A 15,524-nucleotide genomic window follows, 5' to 3' on the forward strand; every position below is an offset into this window, starting at 1 on the left:
CTGGTCCTTGTCGTGGATGGCTTTCCCGGCCGGGATTACTTCACCCCCGCCGAGACGGCCATCCGGTCAAAATCCGCATCCAGCTTCTGCAGCGCGCCTGCGATGCGCTGCTGCCGGGCCTTGATCCACGCATCCTGCTGGGCCACGCGCGCAGTCGCTTCGCGCAGCATGCGATCCATCTCGGCTGGCTGCGGGCCGCCGACGGTGGCGCGATTGCGCACGATGGCCACCGGATCGAGGGTGCTGCGGAACTCCTGTTCCGACATCGGTAGGGCCTGCGGGAATTCCGAATTCAACACCGCCTCGTGATAGATGCGCTGCGCCTGGGCATAAGGAAAGTCCAGCGGGCGGATGTCGTTGGCCTTGGCATACTCCACCACTTCCGAGGCGAAGTGATGGCCCACGCGGAAGGGCAGCTTGTATTTGCGCATGAGCACGTCGGCCAGCTCCTGGGAAGCGGTCCAGTCGCTGTTGAGTTCTTCCAGTGCGCGCTTCGGATCGATCACCAGTGCCCCCAGGATGCTCTCCCAGTTCTTCAGCACCTTGACCGTATTGAGCACCATCTCCTTGTTGGGTTTCACGTCCTTGGCATCGCTCATGCCGGGCGGCAGGTTGTGCGCCACGATGGCCACGCCCATGCCCTCGGCAATGACCGTGGAGGCATCGCGCCGGGTGCTGTTGAGCAGGCCCGGATTGCGCTTCTGCGGCATGGCCGAAGACACATAGGTATTGGCGCCACCCTCCTGCAGCAGGATCCACGGACGCGGCTGCGCATATTGCGTCATCACGTCCTGGATGAAGGCGCCGGCATGCAGGGCGATGGAGGAGACCACAGCGCCCGCTTCCACCGGACCATCGACGGCCGACAATTGCGCCGCATCATAGGCGTTGTCGACGATGGCGGAAAAGCCCAAATAGTCGGCCATGCGCTGCCGGTTCAGCGGCCAGCTGGTACCGTTCAATACGGTGGTGCCCATGGCCGAGCGGTCCAGGCGGACATAGGCTTCGCGCAGGCGTTGGGCATCGCGGTCCAGTGCGGCAGCAAAGCCCAGCAGGTAGTGGCCGTAGCTGTTGGGCTGGGCGGCCACGCCATTGGTGTAGTTGGGCACGATGGTGTCGCGCTGGCTGGCGGCCAGCTTGACCAGTGCGGCCGTGGTGGCGTTGAGCTGGTTGGCCAGCGTCAGCAGGTCTTCGCGCAGGATCGCCGCGCGCAGCGTGGAGAGCATGTCCTGGCTGGAACGGCCGGCGTGCAGCAGCGTGATCTGCGGACCGGCCGCCTGGATCAGCAGCGGCTCGAAGGTGATCACCAGCGTGGGCCGCTTGGCACCGGGCAGTTCGCCATCGGCCAGCACCTTGCGGATACCCTTGACGACCAGCGGCGTCATCGATTTGTCCAGCAGGCCTTCGTCGGTATTGATGACGGCCGTGGCCTTGTTGATTTCGCCGAGCCAGAAGAATTCATCATGGCGCGGGGCCTGCTGCGCGTGCAGGGGCGCAGCGCTGCCCAGCAGGGCGGCGGATAGGGCAAAGGCGAGCGTGGAAAGTTTGGGCAAGGCGGTCTCCTGGGGGTTTGATTGGACTGTGCAGGGCGCCTATCTTAGCGGGCAAACGCAATCTTGGTTTCTGCCCGCTCAATCACACACCCTGCACACCCGGCACGTCCTGTTTTCAGCCGATGCTGTTGACCAGGTTCTCGCCGCCGGTCACGTCCAGTACCGTGCCGGTGACGTAGGGATTGGTCATCAGGAACAGGGCCGCATGGGCGATGTCTTCCGCCTGGCCCGCCCGGCGCGCCGGGAAGCTGGCCGCCACCTGTTGCGACATGCCCGCCCGCACTTCGGCCGGGAGGAAATTCCACATGTCCGTTTCCACATAGCCGGGGCGGATGGTGTTGACCCGCGTCGGTGCCAGTTCCACCGCCAGCGATGCAGACAGCGCCTCGACCGCCGCGAAGCTGGAGGTCACCGCCGTGAAGCCAAGCTTGGGCCGCACTGCCATGCCACCGCTGAGGAAAGTCATGGTGCCGCCCTTGCCCAGCAGCGGCGCGGCGTAGCGGGCACAGGCCCAGGTGCCGAGGAACTTGCCTTCCACATAGCTGCGCACGCCGCTCATGTCGGCATCCATGAAGCCGCCCCAGGTGCCGATGTCGGGTGCAGCCGTGACCACCAGGTGATCGAAAGGACCGATGGCGGAGAAAGCGGCGCGTACGGCGGCTTCGTCGCGCATGTCCAGGCTCGCCTGCTGGAAGCCGGCCAGGTCAGGGCGGGCTTCAAGGGAGGTGATGCGGCGACTGGCGACGACGACGGTGGCGCCGGCGGCCAGTGCGGCGCGGGCGATGCCCAGGCCGATACCGGTCTTGCCGCCGACCACGACGACTTTCTTGCCGGTGAGGGAGAGGGAGGGAGGTTGGCTTGCTGTAGTCATGTTGGAATCCTGTCGGTTCAAAAGTGAAGAGGCATTCATTGAAGCCGGCCTTGCAAAGCGCAGCGGCCAGTGGCAACGATGATGCTAATTACCTTGTGCTTTGCTGATAATCCCGTCGATTGCCATTGCTGTTATTCTGTTTTGGAATAAATCGGCCCCCGGGCTTTTCTTGATAGCGAGCATCCATGGACAGATTCCAGGAAATGACGGCCTTCGTCGCCGTCGTCGAAACCGGTGGTTTTTCGGCCGCAGCTCGCCGCCTGGGCGAATCACAATCGGCCGTCAGCAAGGCCGTGGGCGCGCTGGAAAGGCGCCTGGGCGTGGCACTGCTCCATCGCAGCACCCGCAGCGTGACCCTCACCGATCACGGCCGCACCTACTACGCCCGCACCGTGCCGCTGCTGGAAGAAATGGCCCAGACCGATGCCGAGCTTTCCAGTACGTCCCAGGAACCCGCCGGCCTGGTCAGGCTGGCCACCTCCGGTACCTTCGGCCGCCTGCACGTGCTGCCGCTGGTGCCGCTGCTGCTCAAGCGCCATCCCGGCATCCGGCTCGACCTGCAGTTTGCCGATGGCGTGCGCGACCTGCTGGCCGATGGCATTGATCTCGCCATCCGCGTCAGTCCGCAGCAGCATCCCGATGCCGTGGTCAAGCGCGTGGCCAGTACCTCGCTGGTGTGCGTGGGGGCGCGCAGCTACTTCAGGCGGCATGGCCTGCCGCGCACGCCCCAGGACCTGGCACGCCACAACTGCCTGATCTACAACGACATGCGCGAATGGCCCTTCAGCGGACCGCAAGGGCGTTTCAGTGTGGCGGTGCAGGGCAACCTGTCGGCCAATACGGTCGAGGCCATCCTCTCGGCGGTTCGCGCGGGCGTGGGGATTGGTCTCTTCAACCGGGCTTCGCTGGTGGGCGAGATGCGCCATCCGGACATCGTCACCGTGCTCGATGCCTACCTGTCCGAGACGCGCGACATCAGCCTGGTCTGGCCGCGCCGCCGCTTCATCCCGCAACGGGTGCGGGTGGTGACGGAATTCTTTGCCGCCGAGCTGGCAAGCAGGATCTGAGCGGCCGGGCGGCCGGAAGGGCTGCATGATCCTTCACCTTGATGGAGGAAAATACGTCGCTTCGGGCAGGAAACGATATACTGTGCATCCATACAGTCTTGCTCCCGCTTCCTTTGCCCGCAATGCCCGTCGTCCCCGATCACCGCTTCTACTACCTGAGCAATTTCCAGCAGGCGCTGGCGTGGCTGGCCGAGCGCTATGCCGACCTGCTCAGCGAAGAGGAGTGCGCCTTCCTCCAGACCTTCGCGGGTTTGCCGCTGGCAGCCCGCGCGCTCTTCGTGCGCATGATGATGCGCCGGGGCGAGCACTTCCGCACCAGCCGGCTGGACTACCCCGAAATTGGCTGCCCCTTGCAGGCCGCGCAGGGCCTGCCATCGGCGTGGGTGGAGCAGGATGCAGCGCTGTCGCTGGCCCAGGTGTTTGCCCTGGCAACCAAGCCCGAGCTGGTGCGGTGGTTCGGCCTGCGGGGCGCCCTCAGGAGTGCGCGCAAGGAGGACCTGCTGGCCGCCCTGGCGGCCGATCCGGCCCATGCGGAACCGCGCCGCCTGGCGCACTGGATGACGGCCGGGCAGGGCGGGGAACAAGTCCTGTTCATGCGGGTGAGCGGGCTGTGTGAACGTTTGCGTTTGATGTTCTTCGGCAACCTGCGCCAGGACTGGAGCGAATTCGTGCTGGCCGACCTGGGCACGCTGCGCTATGAACAAATTGCCTTGGCGCCGGAGGCCCGGGGTTTCCGCAGCCGGGGCGATATCGACCTCTACCTGCAGCTGCGGGCCTGCAAGGAGCGCTACTCTGCCGGCGAGGAAGCCACCGGGATCCTGGCGGCACTCCCTTCGGGCAGCTTCGACAATCCCTGGCTGGAGAGTCGCCGTGAACGCCTGCTGTTCCAGCTCGGCCAGCAGTGCGAAAAGGCCGGGGACCTGGGGCAGGCACAGCAGGTCTATTTGGCCTGCCGTTATCCTGGCGCGCGGGCACGTGCGATCCGGGTACTCGAAAAGCAGGGCCGCTTTGGTCCCGCCCACGCGCTGCTGAAGTTGGCCCGGCAGGCGCCGGAGAGCGAGGCCGAACGCCAGCAGTTGCTGCGCATCGCACCGCGCCTGTCGCGCCAGCTGGGCTTGCCGCCGGCGCTGCGCCCGCGCGCGGCCGTGGTCCCACAGATCGACCTGGTACTGCCGCCGGATGGCAGCCGCGTCGAGCGAGCAGTCCAAGCACACTTGCAGCAAGCGCAGGCGCCGGTGTTCTATGTCGAGAATGCGCTGGCCAATACGCTGTTTGGCCTGCTGTGCTGGGAGGCCATCTTTGCAGCCATTCCCGGTGCCTTCTTCCACCCCTTCCAGCGCGAGCCGGCCGATCTGCTCAGCGCCGATTTCGCAGCGCGCCGGCGTGAACTGCTGGAACGCTGCCTGGGCCGCCTCGATGACGGCAGCCATCGCGCGCATATCCTCGCGACCTATGAGGCCAAGCAGGGCCTGCAGTCGCCCTTCGTGGCCTGGGGCTGGATCACGCGCGAGATACTGGTGACGGCGCTGGACTGCATCCCGGCCGCCCACCTGAAACTGTGGTGCCTGCGCATCCTGGAAGACGTGCGCGAGAATCGCAACGGCTTTCCCGACCTGGTCCAGTTCTGGCCGCAGGAAGGGCGCTATCGGATGATCGAGGTCAAGGGACCGGGCGACCGCCTGCAGGACAACCAGCGCCGCTGGCTGGACTATTGCGCGCAACACGCCATGCCGGTGGCGGTGTGCTACCTGCAATGGGAGCAGGCTGCCGCATGAATGCCGACCGCGCCCCCGTCGCCGCACAGGAAAAGCCCGCGCCGCGCTACACCGTATCAGTGCGCGCCCTGTGCGAATTCACTGCCAAACAGGGCGATCTCGACCTGCGCTTTACGCCCACACCCACCGCCCAGGAAGGTATCGCCGGTCACGCCATCGTGGCGCAGCGGCGCGGCGAGGGCTACCAGAGCGAAGTGACGCTGTCGGCAGAGCACGGCGCGCTGCACGTGCGGGGTCGGGCCGACGGCTACGATCCCAGGCGCCAACTGCTGGAAGAAGTGAAGACCTATCGCGGCCAGCTTTCCAGCCTGCCCGACAATCATCGCCACCTGCACTGGGCGCAATTGCGCGTCTATGGCCACCTGATGTGCGAGAAGGAAGGGCTGGCGCAGATCCACCTCGCGCTGGTGTATTTCGACATTGGCAGCCAGCAGGAAACGGTGCTGGAGGAAACCCGCAGCCGCGAGGAACTGGCCGCGCTGTTCGCCGGGCAATGCGAGCGTTTCATGCGCTGGGCCGAACAGGAACTGGCCCATCGCGCGGCGCGGGATACGGCCCTGCAGTCGCTGCGGTTTCCGCATGGCGACTTTCGTCCCGGCCAGCGCCAACTGGCCGAGGCCGTCTTTCGTGCACACAGCGGACGGCGCAGCTTGCTGGCGCAGGCACCGACGGGCATCGGCAAGACCTTGGGCACGCTCTTCCCGGCCTTGAAGGCGGCGCCGTCGCAGCAGCTGGACAAGATCATCTTCCTGGCCGCCAAGACTCCCGGGCGCCAACTGGCGCTCGACGCCGCCGCCACGCTCACGGCGCAGGGAGAATTGCCGCTGCGCGTGCTGGAACTGTGTGCCCGCGACAAGGCTTGCGAGTATCCGGATCGCCTGTGCCGGGGCGATTCCTGCCCGCTGGTCCAAGGATTCTATGACCGCCTGCCAGCCGCCCGCGCGGCCTGCCTCACGCAGCCGCTGCTGGACCGCGAACACTTGCGCAGCGTGGCCCTGCAGCACCAGGTCTGCCCTTATTACCTGGGCAGCGAGATGACGCGCTGGAGCGATGTCATCGTGGGTGACTACAACTACTGGTTCGATGGCGGCGCCATGCTCTACGGCATGGCGCAGGCGCACGACTGGCGCGTGAGCGTGCTGGCCGATGAGGCGCACAACCTGGTTGCGCGCGCCCGCAGCATGTACAGCGCACAACTGAGCCGCGCCGCCTTGCGTGCAGCGCGCGCCGTGGCCCCGCCCTCGGTGGCCAAGCCGCTGGAGAAATTGGGGCGTGCCTGGACCGCCGCCGGCAAGAAGGCCGACTTGCCCTACCAGGTGCTGGAGGCGCCCCCGGCCAAGTTCGTCGAGGCATTGAGCAGCAGCGTGGGCGCCATCAGTGACTTCCTGGCCCAGGTGGCGGTGCCGCTGGATCCGCCATTGCGAGATTTCTATTTCGATGCCATGGCCTTCGTGCGGCTGGCCGAATCCTTCGGCCCGCATTCCTTGTTCGACCTGACCCGCGAGGATGAGCGCAATACCGTGCTGTGCATCCGCAATGTGGTCCCCGCGCCTTTCCTCGGGCCGCGTTTTGCATTTGCCCACGCCACCACGCTGTTCTCGGCGACCTTGGCGCCCTGGAATTACTTTGCCGACCTGCTCGGCATGCCCGCCAGCACCGCCTGGATCGATGTGGAGTCGCCTTTCCAGGCCAGCCAGTTGCAGGTGAAGGTGGCACACCAGATATCGACCACCTGGCAGCGCCGAGCCGCCTCGATCGCACCCATCTGCAGCCTGATGGCACGTCAGTTCGACGAGCGGCCCGGCAATTACCTGGCATTTTTCTCCAGCTTCGACTACCTGCAGCAGGCCCACGATGCCTTCGTGCGTGCCCATCCCGGTATCGCGACCTGGCAGCAGTCGCGCCGCATGTCCGAGACCGACCGCGATGGCTTCCTGGCCCGCTTTGAAAGCGGCGGGCAGGGCATCGGGTTTGCGGTGCTGGGCGGTTCCTTTGGTGAAGGGGTGGACTTGCCGGGCGAACGGCTCATCGGCGCTTTCGTGGCCACGTTGGGCCTGCCGCAGTTCAATCCGGTCAATGAGCAGTTGCGTGAGCGCATGGAGCAGCTCTTCGGCTGCGGCTACGACTACACCTATCTCTACCCCGGCCTGCAGAAGGTGGTGCAGGCGGCCGGCCGCGTGATCCGCACCGAAACCGACCAGGGCACGGTCTGGCTGATCGACCAGCGTTTCGGCCGGCCGGAAGTGCAAGCGCTGTTGCCGGCATGGTGGCAGCTGGACCAGCCCGGCTTGTTGAGCGCCTGAAACGGCACCATCGACATGGCTGAGGTGTGGCCGTTCAGGTTTTTCCCGAGTGACAAGTTTTGCTGATCGCATAGCATACGCACTCAGGATGCAAACGCAGCAAGCCCCCCCTGCAGCTCCCGTCGATTGAGAGCGAAAGCGCAATGCGGCGATGCCCTGTGGCAACTGTGATGAAACAGGGGAAATACTGTGCCAAAAGCGCGACGTTGACAGGAACAAAATGTCGCTGCAAAGCGACAAAAGCGCTTCGGCCCGGGTAAGATTCGCGCCTCGCAGTGAATTCGTTCCTGAAAAGAAATGTGGCCCTTGGTGACAGATCTTTACCTTTTTGACAACAGAATCGCTTGCGCCGTCAGGATTTATTTGTTTTAATGGCAACTCAAAATATGGTCTTATTGACAATATTTTTGAGCCTGGCTGGCATGGGGGCTACCGGGTACGAGAAGTAAAGAAGGACCGCCGATAGAGCGGAATGTCAAAAATAGCTTGGGGGATAGCAGCAAATGAGAGAACTTACCGATTTTTAACAGAATTGCAGGCAGGTCTTGCAGGCCAGGTCAAAAGCCGCCGCGTGCAGGGCTGGGCAGGAGTCAAGCATGGGAAACGATATCTCCAACTTGCTGAGCAAGTTCGGGGCCACGGTGGATGGATACCTCGAAATCGAGGCGGCGATCGACTACAAGGAACCGGCCCGCAAGGTCAAGGCGCCTTTGGTCGTGGCCAAGGCGGAACCCGCCCTGGCTCCCGTGCCGAACGAGAGCACCGCTGCTGATCCGGCGCCGGTCGTGGCGGCCAGTGCCGTGGTTCCAATGTTGGCGGGCAGCCCGGTTTCCCCGTCGCAACGTATCGAGCCCGTCATCGAACCTGTCGTTGAGCCTGCCGTGGCAGCGGCAAACGTCTCCGTGCCCGTGCCTGCCCCGGCTGCTGTTGCCCCGGTCCCACCGGCGGCCAAGCTCACGCCATCCCCGTCCTCGCGCATCGCTGTCGCGCCTGCGCAAGCTTCTCCCGCCATCCCGGCCATTCCCGCCGATGCTGCCGATACTGCCGTTGCTACCGATAGGCCCGTTCCTTCGCTCTTGCGCTCGATGCTCGGTGAAGCCGCGCGTGCGCGCCAGGCGCAGCAAGGCGCCAGCAATGACGGTCCGGGTGATCAGCAAGACGCACAGCCGCCCTCTACTCCGGCGCAGGTCATCGCCGTGGTCTCGCCCAAGGGCGGGGTCGGCAAGACCACCCTCTGTTCAGCGCTGGCCTGCAGCCTGGCGCGCCATGGCCGCGTATTCGCCATCGACCTCGATCCGCAGAACGCCCTGCAATACCATCTCGGCGTGGATACCCAAGCCGCTGCCGCGATGACGCCGGCGGGCGCAGCCGCTTCGTGGCGCGATGGCGTGGCCCAAGGCATGGCTGGCACCCAGGTGGTCAGCCATGCCTTGGTGGCCGATAACGGGGAAGTGGCACTGGCGCAGCAGATGGCGCACGATGGCCAATGGCTGCTGCGCCAGCTGCAAGCCATGCAGCTGCAATCGGGCGACGTGGTCCTGCTGGATTTGCCTGCCGGCCAGACTCCCTACCTCGATCAAGCCCTGCAGGCCGCCGACCAGGTGCTGGCCGTGGTCACGCCCGACGCCGGTTCCTTCCTGGCGTTGGAACACATGCGCCAGGTCCTGCATGGCCGAAACAATTGCCGCTATGTGGTCAACAAATACGATGGCACCCGCAGCTTCAACCAGGACATGCTGGAAGTGCTCAAGCGCTGGATGGGCCCGCGCCTGGCCGGTGTGATCGCCCTCGATCACGCCATCAGCGAAGGCCTGGCCTATGGCTACAATCCGCTGGTCAAGGGCGGGGATTCGCCGGCTTATGAACAACTGCAGCGCGTGAGCGAAGCCTTGCGTGCTGCCCTTGCCAAGGCGCACGCCGCAGGTGGACGGGCATGACGACCGGATCCCAAGCGCCATCGCAACCGTCCCTGCAAGAACCGACCCAGATGAAATCGCCAGACACGCTGTCCCCCCACCCGCCGGGGCAGGAGCCCTCCGCGCGGCCCTCGGCCAACCGCCTGCAGCAATGGATGCAGTCTGTGGGCAACCGTCTTGAAAGGCTGCCGCGCGGCCCGCGCCGCGTGGTGCAATGGACGGTGCTGCTGTTTGCCACGCTGCTGGCGCTGCTGATCATTTCGGTGCCACTGGATTTCGGCGCGCAATGCGTCTTCGCCATCGGCTGCTTCGTCGCCGCGCTGGTGCTGCGCAAGCAGTCGGGACGATTCCCGGTGCTGGTGCTCATTACGCTGTCGCTGACCGTCTCGATGCGCTACATGTATTGGCGCATCAGTTCCACGCTGGCCTTCGAGAGCTGGCTGGACATCGTCTTTGGTTACGGCCTGTTGGCGGCCGAGCTGTATTCGCTGCTGGTGCTGACGCTGGGCTACCTGCAGACCGCCTGGCCGCTGCGCCGCAAGCCGCAGATGCTGACCATGCCGCCTTCGCAGTGGCCCACGGTGGATGTCTTCATCCCCTCGTACAACGAATCGCTGGACATCGTCTCGCTCACCATCTTCGCCGCGCAGGCCATCGACTGGCCGCAGGACAAGCTGCGCGTGCACGTGCTCGACGACGGCCGGCGTGAGGAATTCCGCGAGTTCTGCGACAACATCGGCGTGAACTACCTGGTGCGTTCCAACAATCGCCACGCCAAGGCAGGCAACCTCAACGAGGCGCTCAAGGTCACCGATGGCGAATTCGTGGCCATCTTCGATGCCGACCACGTGCCGACCCGTTCCTTCCTGCAGATCTGTATGGGCTGGTTCTACAAGGACCCCAAGCTGGCGATGCTGCAGACGCCGCACTTCTTCTTCTCGCCCGATCCCTTCGAGAAGAACCTCAATACCTTCCGCTCGGTACCCAACGAGGGCGAGCTGTTCTATGGCCTGGTGCAGGACGGCAATGACCTGTGGAATGCCGCCTTCTTCTGCGGCTCCTGTGCCGTCATGCGCCGCACTGCCCTCATGGAGATCGGCGGCATCGCCGTCGAGACCCTCACCGAAGATGCCCACACGGCGCTGAAGATGAACCGCGCCGGCTACAACACCGCCTATCTCGCCATTCCCCAGGCCGCCGGCCTGGCCACCGAGAACCTGGCGCGCCACATCCGCCAGCGCGTGCGCTGGGCACGCGGCATGGCACAGATCTTCCGGGTCGACAATCCGCTCAAGGGCCGCGGCCTGCGGCTGGGCCAGCGGCTGTGCTACCTCAATGCCATGCTGCACTTCTTCTATGGCCTGCCGCGCCTGATCTTCCTGACCGCGCCGCTGACCTACCTGTTCTTCGGGGCCCACATCTTCCAGGCCTCGGCGCTGATGATCACGGCCTACGTGCTGCCCCACGTGCTGCACGCCAGCCTGACCAACTCGCGCATCCAGGGACGCTTCCGCCATTCCTTCTGGAACGAGGTCTACGAGACCGTGCTGGCCTGGTACATCCTGGGACCGGTGCTGCTGGCGCTGGTGAACCCCAAGCTGGGCGGCTTCAACGTGACCGACAAGGGCGGCATCATCACCGCTGACCACTTCGACTGGAAACTGGCGCGTCCCTACATCCTGCTGCTGCTGCTCAACGTGGCGGGCCTGGGCTTCGGCATCTGGCAACTGATCCATGGCGACCCCAACGCGGTCACCACCATCCTCATCAACATGGCCTGGACGCTCTACAACGTCATCATCAGCAGCGCCGCCATGGCCGTGGCCTCCGAAACCCGCCAGGTGCGCAGCGAGCCGCGCGTGGCGGCGGAACTGCCGGTGCGCATCAAGCTCGACGATGGCAGCGTCATCGAAGGCAAGACGCTGGACTTCTCGCAGAAAGGCATCGGCCTGCGCCTGCCGGCCGGCGCCAGCATCGCGCGCAACGCCCGCATCGAGGTGACGCTGTTCCGCAATGCGCAGGAGAAAGTGTTCCCGGCGGTGGTGGTGTTCAGCCGCAACGACATGGTGGGCGCGCAATTCCATGAACTGACGCTGCGCCAGCAAAGCGAACTGGTGCGCCTGACCTTCTCGCGCGCCGACATCTGGGCCAACAACTGGGGCAAGAGCCGTCCTGATACTCCCCTGAAATCCTTGCGTGAGGTGGCCGGTATCGGCATGAACGGCGTGAGGCAACTCTGCAAGGCCGCGCTGCTCCAGTTGCGCCATTGGCGCAGCGTGCGGCGCACGCCTGCTCCCGCAGCCCCGGCAGCGACCGCGCCTGCCCTCGATAACACTCTGGAAAAACAATAATGACATCCAAGGCTTCACCAGCGCAACTGATCCGGTTGCGCCAGCGCTCCCTCTGCCTGATGCTGGCCGCCGCGATGACGGCGGGCAGCTTGCCGCTGCCGGTCCTGGCGGCAGCCGCCTCTGCCTCGCCCATCGCCGCAGCCACTCCCGGACTGCCCGCACCGGTGCCGGTCGCAGGCGACCCTTACGTCTTCAGCTTCAAGCAACTGGGCCGCAACGGCTCGATGAACCTGCATGGGGTGGATGCCACCGACAGCCTGAACTTCGACGTGCCGGTCTCGCTGGTGGCCACCGGTGCGCACGTGACGCTGTACTACACATATTCGCCCGCGCTGCTGCCGGACCTGTCGCAGATCAACGTGATCGTCAACGATGTGGTGGCCGGCAGCATCCCGCTGCCCAAGGAAAGCTCGGGCAGCATGCAGACTGCCAAGGTCGAGATCCCGGCCAAGCTCATTACCGAATTCAACCGCCTGAGCCTGCAGTTCATCGGCCACTACACCATGGGATGCGAAGACCCCTTGCATTCCAGCCTGTGGGCGCGCGTGGCCAATGGCTCCACCCTGGACCTGCAGACCACGGCGCTGCCACCCAAGGATGACCTGGCGTTGATGCCCTTGCCGTTCTTCGACCGCCGTGACATCCGCATGCTGAGCCTGCCTTTCGTCTTTGCCGGCAATCCCGACAATGGCACGCTGGAGGCGGCCGGATCGCTCTCGTCGTGGTTCGGTGCGCTGGCCGCCTATCGCGGTGCGCGCTTCCCGGTGCAGGTCAATGCCTTGCCCCCGCGCGGCAATGCCGTGGTGATGGTGGCCGGTGAGGCCCCGGCCACTGTTGCCGGAGTGGAGGTGGCCGCGCCCAAGGGACCGACCCTGACCGTGCAGCCCAATCCCAATGATGCCAACGGCAAGCTGCTCATCGTCTCCGGCCGCAACGTGGCCGAACTCAAGCAGGCCGCCGCTGCGCTGGCACTGGGCGGCAAGGGTCTCTCGGGCAACTCGGTGGTGATCGACAAGCTGCAGCCGTTGACTCCGCGCCAGCCGTACGACGCGCCCAACTGGCTGCCCACCGACCGTCCGGTGAAGCTCTCGGAACTGATCGATCCCAAGCGCCTGAACGTATCCGGCTACAACCCGGGCGAGATCACCATTCCGCTCAACTTCCCGCCGGCACTCTCCAGCTGGCGCCAGGATGGTGCCAAGCTCAAGCTGGTGTATCGCTATACGCCGCAGCCCAAATCCTCCAACTCCTCGTTCATGGTCAGCCTCAATGATGGCCTGATCAAGTCCGAAGTACTGCTGCCCCAGGACAAGCTGGACAAGAGCGTGCTGGCTGCCATCAAGGATGACGCGCTCACCCGCGAGATGAACGTGCGCCTGCCGCTGAACCTGGCTGGCCCGCAATCGCGCCTGCAACTGCGCTACATGTATGACTTCGTCAAGCAGGGCGAATGCCAGGACATCATCATCGACAACGTGCGCGGCAGCATCGATCCGGAATCCACCATCGACCTGCGCGGCTACGACCACTTCATGGCCATGCCCAACCTGGGCGTGTTCAAGGATGCCGGATTCCCCTTCACGCGCATGGCCGATCTGTCGGAGTCGGCCGTGGTGCTGCCCGACAATGCCAGCGCCGAAGACCTTGGCGCCTACCTCTCGCTCATGGGCCGCTTCGGCGCTGCTACCGGCTATCCCGCCACGGGCGTGGCAGTGACCCAGGCTGCGCAGGTCGACAAGGTCGCTTCACGCGACCTGCTGGTGCTGGCCTCGGGCCAGAACCAGCCCCTGCTCAAGCAGTGGGCTGATCGCCTGCCGGCCGCCGTGACGGGCGACAAGCAGCGCTTCGAGCTGGCCGACTTGTCCCTGCGCGTGCGCAGCTGGTTGAAGCTCGATGAGGACGATGCCGCCAAGCGCCGTGCGCGCCTGGCGCTGGCGTTCTCTGGCGGCGAGCCGACCTCCTACCTCACCGGTTTCGAGTCGCCCCTCGACAGTAGCCGCAGCGTGGTCGTGCTGGCCGGTGGCGATGCCACGGGGCTGGACCAGATCCTGGCCGCCATGGCCAGCAAGGATCCGGAAGCCGAGACCATCCAGGGCAGCCTGGTGGCGGTGCGGGGCAGCACCATCGATCCGCTGCTGGCGGAAGAAAATTATTTCGTCGGCAGCATGTCACCGCTGCGTATGCTGCGCTGGTGGCTCTCGCGCCATGTGCTGGCCATGTTCGTGCTGATCGGCGGCGGCATCCTGATGCTGGGTGGCCTGGCCTACCTGACCCTGCGCGCCAAGGCGAGGAAGCGTCTCAATGTCTGACCTGCCGTTTTATCCCTTGCGACGTACCGTGTTGAAGGCCATGGCCGGGTTCGCGCTCGGCGCGGCGGGCGCGTCGGCCAGTGCCGCCCCGTCCGATTGTGGCCAGGCCGACTGGCCGGCCTGGCAAGCCTGGGCCTCTGCCCATGTGCAGCCCGACGGCCGGGTCCTGCACTCCAGCCTGCTGCCCAATCACACGACGTCCGAAGGCCAGTCCTACAACTTGCTGCTGTCCCTGATTGCCAACGACTCGCAACGCTTCGAGCAGATCTGGAGCTGGACCCGCGACAACATGATGGCCGCCGATGCCGCCAACCGCCTGCCCGGCTGGCTGTGGGGGCAGGGCGCCGACGGCAAATGGCAGTTGCAGGATGCCAATTCGGCCTCGGACGCCGACCTCTGGATCGCCTATGCGCTGCTGGAAGCGGCGCGGCTATGGAAGCGCCCGACCTATCGCAGTGATGCCCTGCGCCTGCTCGACAGCATCGAAGCGCGCCTGGTGGTCGACCTGCCTGGCCTGGGCAAGATGGTCTTGCCGGGACCGCAGGGCTTCAGCCAGCGCAACCAGGCCTGGACGCTCAATCCGAGCTACCTGCCGCTGCCGCTGCTGCGCCGCCTGCACAAGGAACGCCCCAAGGGGCCGTGGCAGCAAATTGCCGGCAACACGGTGCGCATGATCCAGGCCACCAGCCCCAAGGGCTATGTGGCCGATTGGGTCGGCTACAAGATGAGCTCGGTGTCAGCCGGGCAGTTCATGGTCGATCCGGCCAAGGGCGAGCTGGGCAGCTATGATGCCATCCGCGTCTACCTGTGGGCCGGTATGACCTCGCCGCGCGACCCCGACGCTGCTGCATTGCTGGCGGCGCTGGACGGAATGCGGCAAGCCATCCTCGCCACCGGTGCCGTCCCGGAGAAGGTGAAAGTGACCACCGGTGCCGCCGAAGGGCAGGCACCGTTCGGCTTTGGTGCGGCGATGCTGCCTTACCTGCAGGCCAAGGGTGAAGCCAAGTTGGCGGCACTCTGGCAAGCTCGTGCCACGCAGCAACTGGAGATCGGATTGGCGCAGCCTGCTACGCAACCGGAAATCCTTTATTACAACGTCATGCTGGGCCTGTTCGGAATCGGATGGGCCCAGCAGCGATATCAGTTCCGCGACGACGGAACACTCAATTTGTCCTGGGAGAAGTCATGCGCACGCGCCGTACCACGCTAGCCATCGGAGTGCTCAGTGCACTGTTGGGCGCATCGGCCGCACCGGTCCTGGCCGCACCTGCGGACCTGCAGTCCCAGCTGGTGGAGCAGGGCCAGTACTGGCAAGCGCGCAACAACAACCAGCGTGCCGCCGAGGTCTGGCAGAAGGTGCTGCAGCTGGACAATGCGCA

Annotated in this window: 9 protein-coding genes; 7 read left to right on the forward strand and 2 right to left on the reverse strand. The window is 65.2% G+C overall.

Annotated features, from left to right (window positions below; all coding sequences use genetic code 11):
- Positions 1–35: 35 nt before the first annotated feature.
- Together FYB76_RS03355 and FYB76_RS03360 are read right to left on the reverse strand one after the other, a co-directional pair.
- Entirely contained in the window at positions 36–1,553 is a 1,518-nt protein-coding gene (locus FYB76_RS03355) for a lyase family protein (RefSeq protein WP_088757429.1), read from the reverse strand.
- Positions 1,554–1,668: 115 nt separating this feature from the next.
- Entirely contained in the window at positions 1,669–2,424 is a 756-nt protein-coding gene (locus tag FYB76_RS03360) for an SDR family oxidoreductase (protein ID WP_154132695.1), read from the reverse strand.
- A gap of 185 nt (positions 2,425–2,609) precedes the next feature.
- Here FYB76_RS03360 and FYB76_RS03365 point away from each other — a divergent pair, with 185 nt between their 5' ends.
- The 7 genes from FYB76_RS03365 (at position 2,610) to bcsZ (ending at position 15,355) form a co-directional block, all read left to right on the forward strand.
- A complete protein-coding gene (locus FYB76_RS03365; RefSeq protein ID WP_167386324.1) occupies positions 2,610–3,491 on the forward strand; it encodes a LysR family transcriptional regulator in 882 nt (293 codons plus the stop codon).
- 122 nt (positions 3,492–3,613) lie between these two features.
- Positions 3,614–5,266 carry a VRR-NUC domain-containing protein gene (locus FYB76_RS03370; RefSeq protein ID WP_154132696.1) on the forward strand — a complete coding sequence of 551 codons (1,653 nt, stop codon included), beginning with the start codon at positions 3,614–3,616 and terminating at the stop codon, positions 5,264–5,266.
- Entirely contained in the window at positions 5,263–7,569 is a 2,307-nt protein-coding gene (locus FYB76_RS03375) for an ATP-dependent DNA helicase (protein WP_154132697.1), read from the forward strand. The genes FYB76_RS03370 and FYB76_RS03375 overlap by 4 nt, the downstream gene beginning before the upstream one ends.
- A 596-nt stretch (positions 7,570–8,165) precedes the next feature.
- Positions 8,166–9,506, forward strand: a complete 1,341-nt coding sequence (gene bcsQ / locus FYB76_RS03380) for a cellulose biosynthesis protein BcsQ (protein ID WP_154132698.1) — start codon at positions 8,166–8,168, stop codon at positions 9,504–9,506.
- Positions 9,507–9,556: 50 nt separating this feature from the next.
- The gene (gene bcsA / locus FYB76_RS03385; protein WP_229296861.1) at positions 9,557–11,836 is read left to right on the forward strand and encodes a UDP-forming cellulose synthase catalytic subunit; all 2,280 of its coding nucleotides are present in this window, start codon (positions 9,557–9,559) and stop codon (positions 11,834–11,836) included.
- On the forward strand, positions 11,836–14,145 hold the full coding sequence (gene bcsB / locus FYB76_RS03390) for a cellulose biosynthesis cyclic di-GMP-binding regulatory protein BcsB (protein WP_154132699.1): 2,310 nt from the start codon (positions 11,836–11,838) through the stop codon (positions 14,143–14,145). The genes bcsA and bcsB overlap by 1 nt, the downstream gene beginning before the upstream one ends.
- Positions 14,138–15,355 (forward strand): cellulose synthase complex periplasmic endoglucanase BcsZ, encoded by a 1,218-nt coding sequence (gene bcsZ, locus FYB76_RS03395; RefSeq protein ID WP_154132700.1) that lies wholly within the window; start codon positions 14,138–14,140, stop codon positions 15,353–15,355. Before bcsB ends, bcsZ begins: the two co-directional genes overlap by 8 nt.
- Positions 15,356–15,524 lie beyond the last annotated feature (169 nt).

Origin of the sequence: Herbaspirillum sp. CAH-3, from assembly GCF_009668275.1 — a bacterium.
Classification (GTDB): domain Bacteria; phylum Pseudomonadota; class Gammaproteobacteria; order Burkholderiales; family Burkholderiaceae_D; genus Herbaspirillum; species Herbaspirillum aquaticum.

What these genes read in the sequence shown, in the direction of transcription:
- FYB76_RS03360 (WP_154132695.1), bottom strand. Translation starts at nt 2,424, where the DNA reads ATGACTACAGCAAGCCAACCTCCCTCCCTCTCCCTCACCGGCAAGAAA.
- FYB76_RS03365 (WP_167386324.1), top strand. Translation starts at nt 2,610, where the DNA reads ATGGACAGATTCCAGGAAATGACGGCCTTCGTCGCCGTCGTCGAAACC.
- FYB76_RS03370 (WP_154132696.1), top strand. Translation starts at nt 3,614, where the DNA reads ATGCCCGTCGTCCCCGATCACCGCTTCTACTACCTGAGCAATTTCCAG.
- FYB76_RS03375 (WP_154132697.1), top strand. Translation starts at nt 5,263, where the DNA reads ATGAATGCCGACCGCGCCCCCGTCGCCGCACAGGAAAAGCCCGCGCCG.
- bcsQ (WP_154132698.1), top strand. Translation starts at nt 8,166, where the DNA reads ATGGGAAACGATATCTCCAACTTGCTGAGCAAGTTCGGGGCCACGGTG.
- bcsA (WP_229296861.1), top strand. Translation starts at nt 9,557, where the DNA reads ATGAAATCGCCAGACACGCTGTCCCCCCACCCGCCGGGGCAGGAGCCC.
- bcsB (WP_154132699.1), top strand. Translation starts at nt 11,836, where the DNA reads ATGACATCCAAGGCTTCACCAGCGCAACTGATCCGGTTGCGCCAGCGC.
- bcsZ (WP_154132700.1), top strand. Translation starts at nt 14,138, where the DNA reads ATGTCTGACCTGCCGTTTTATCCCTTGCGACGTACCGTGTTGAAGGCC.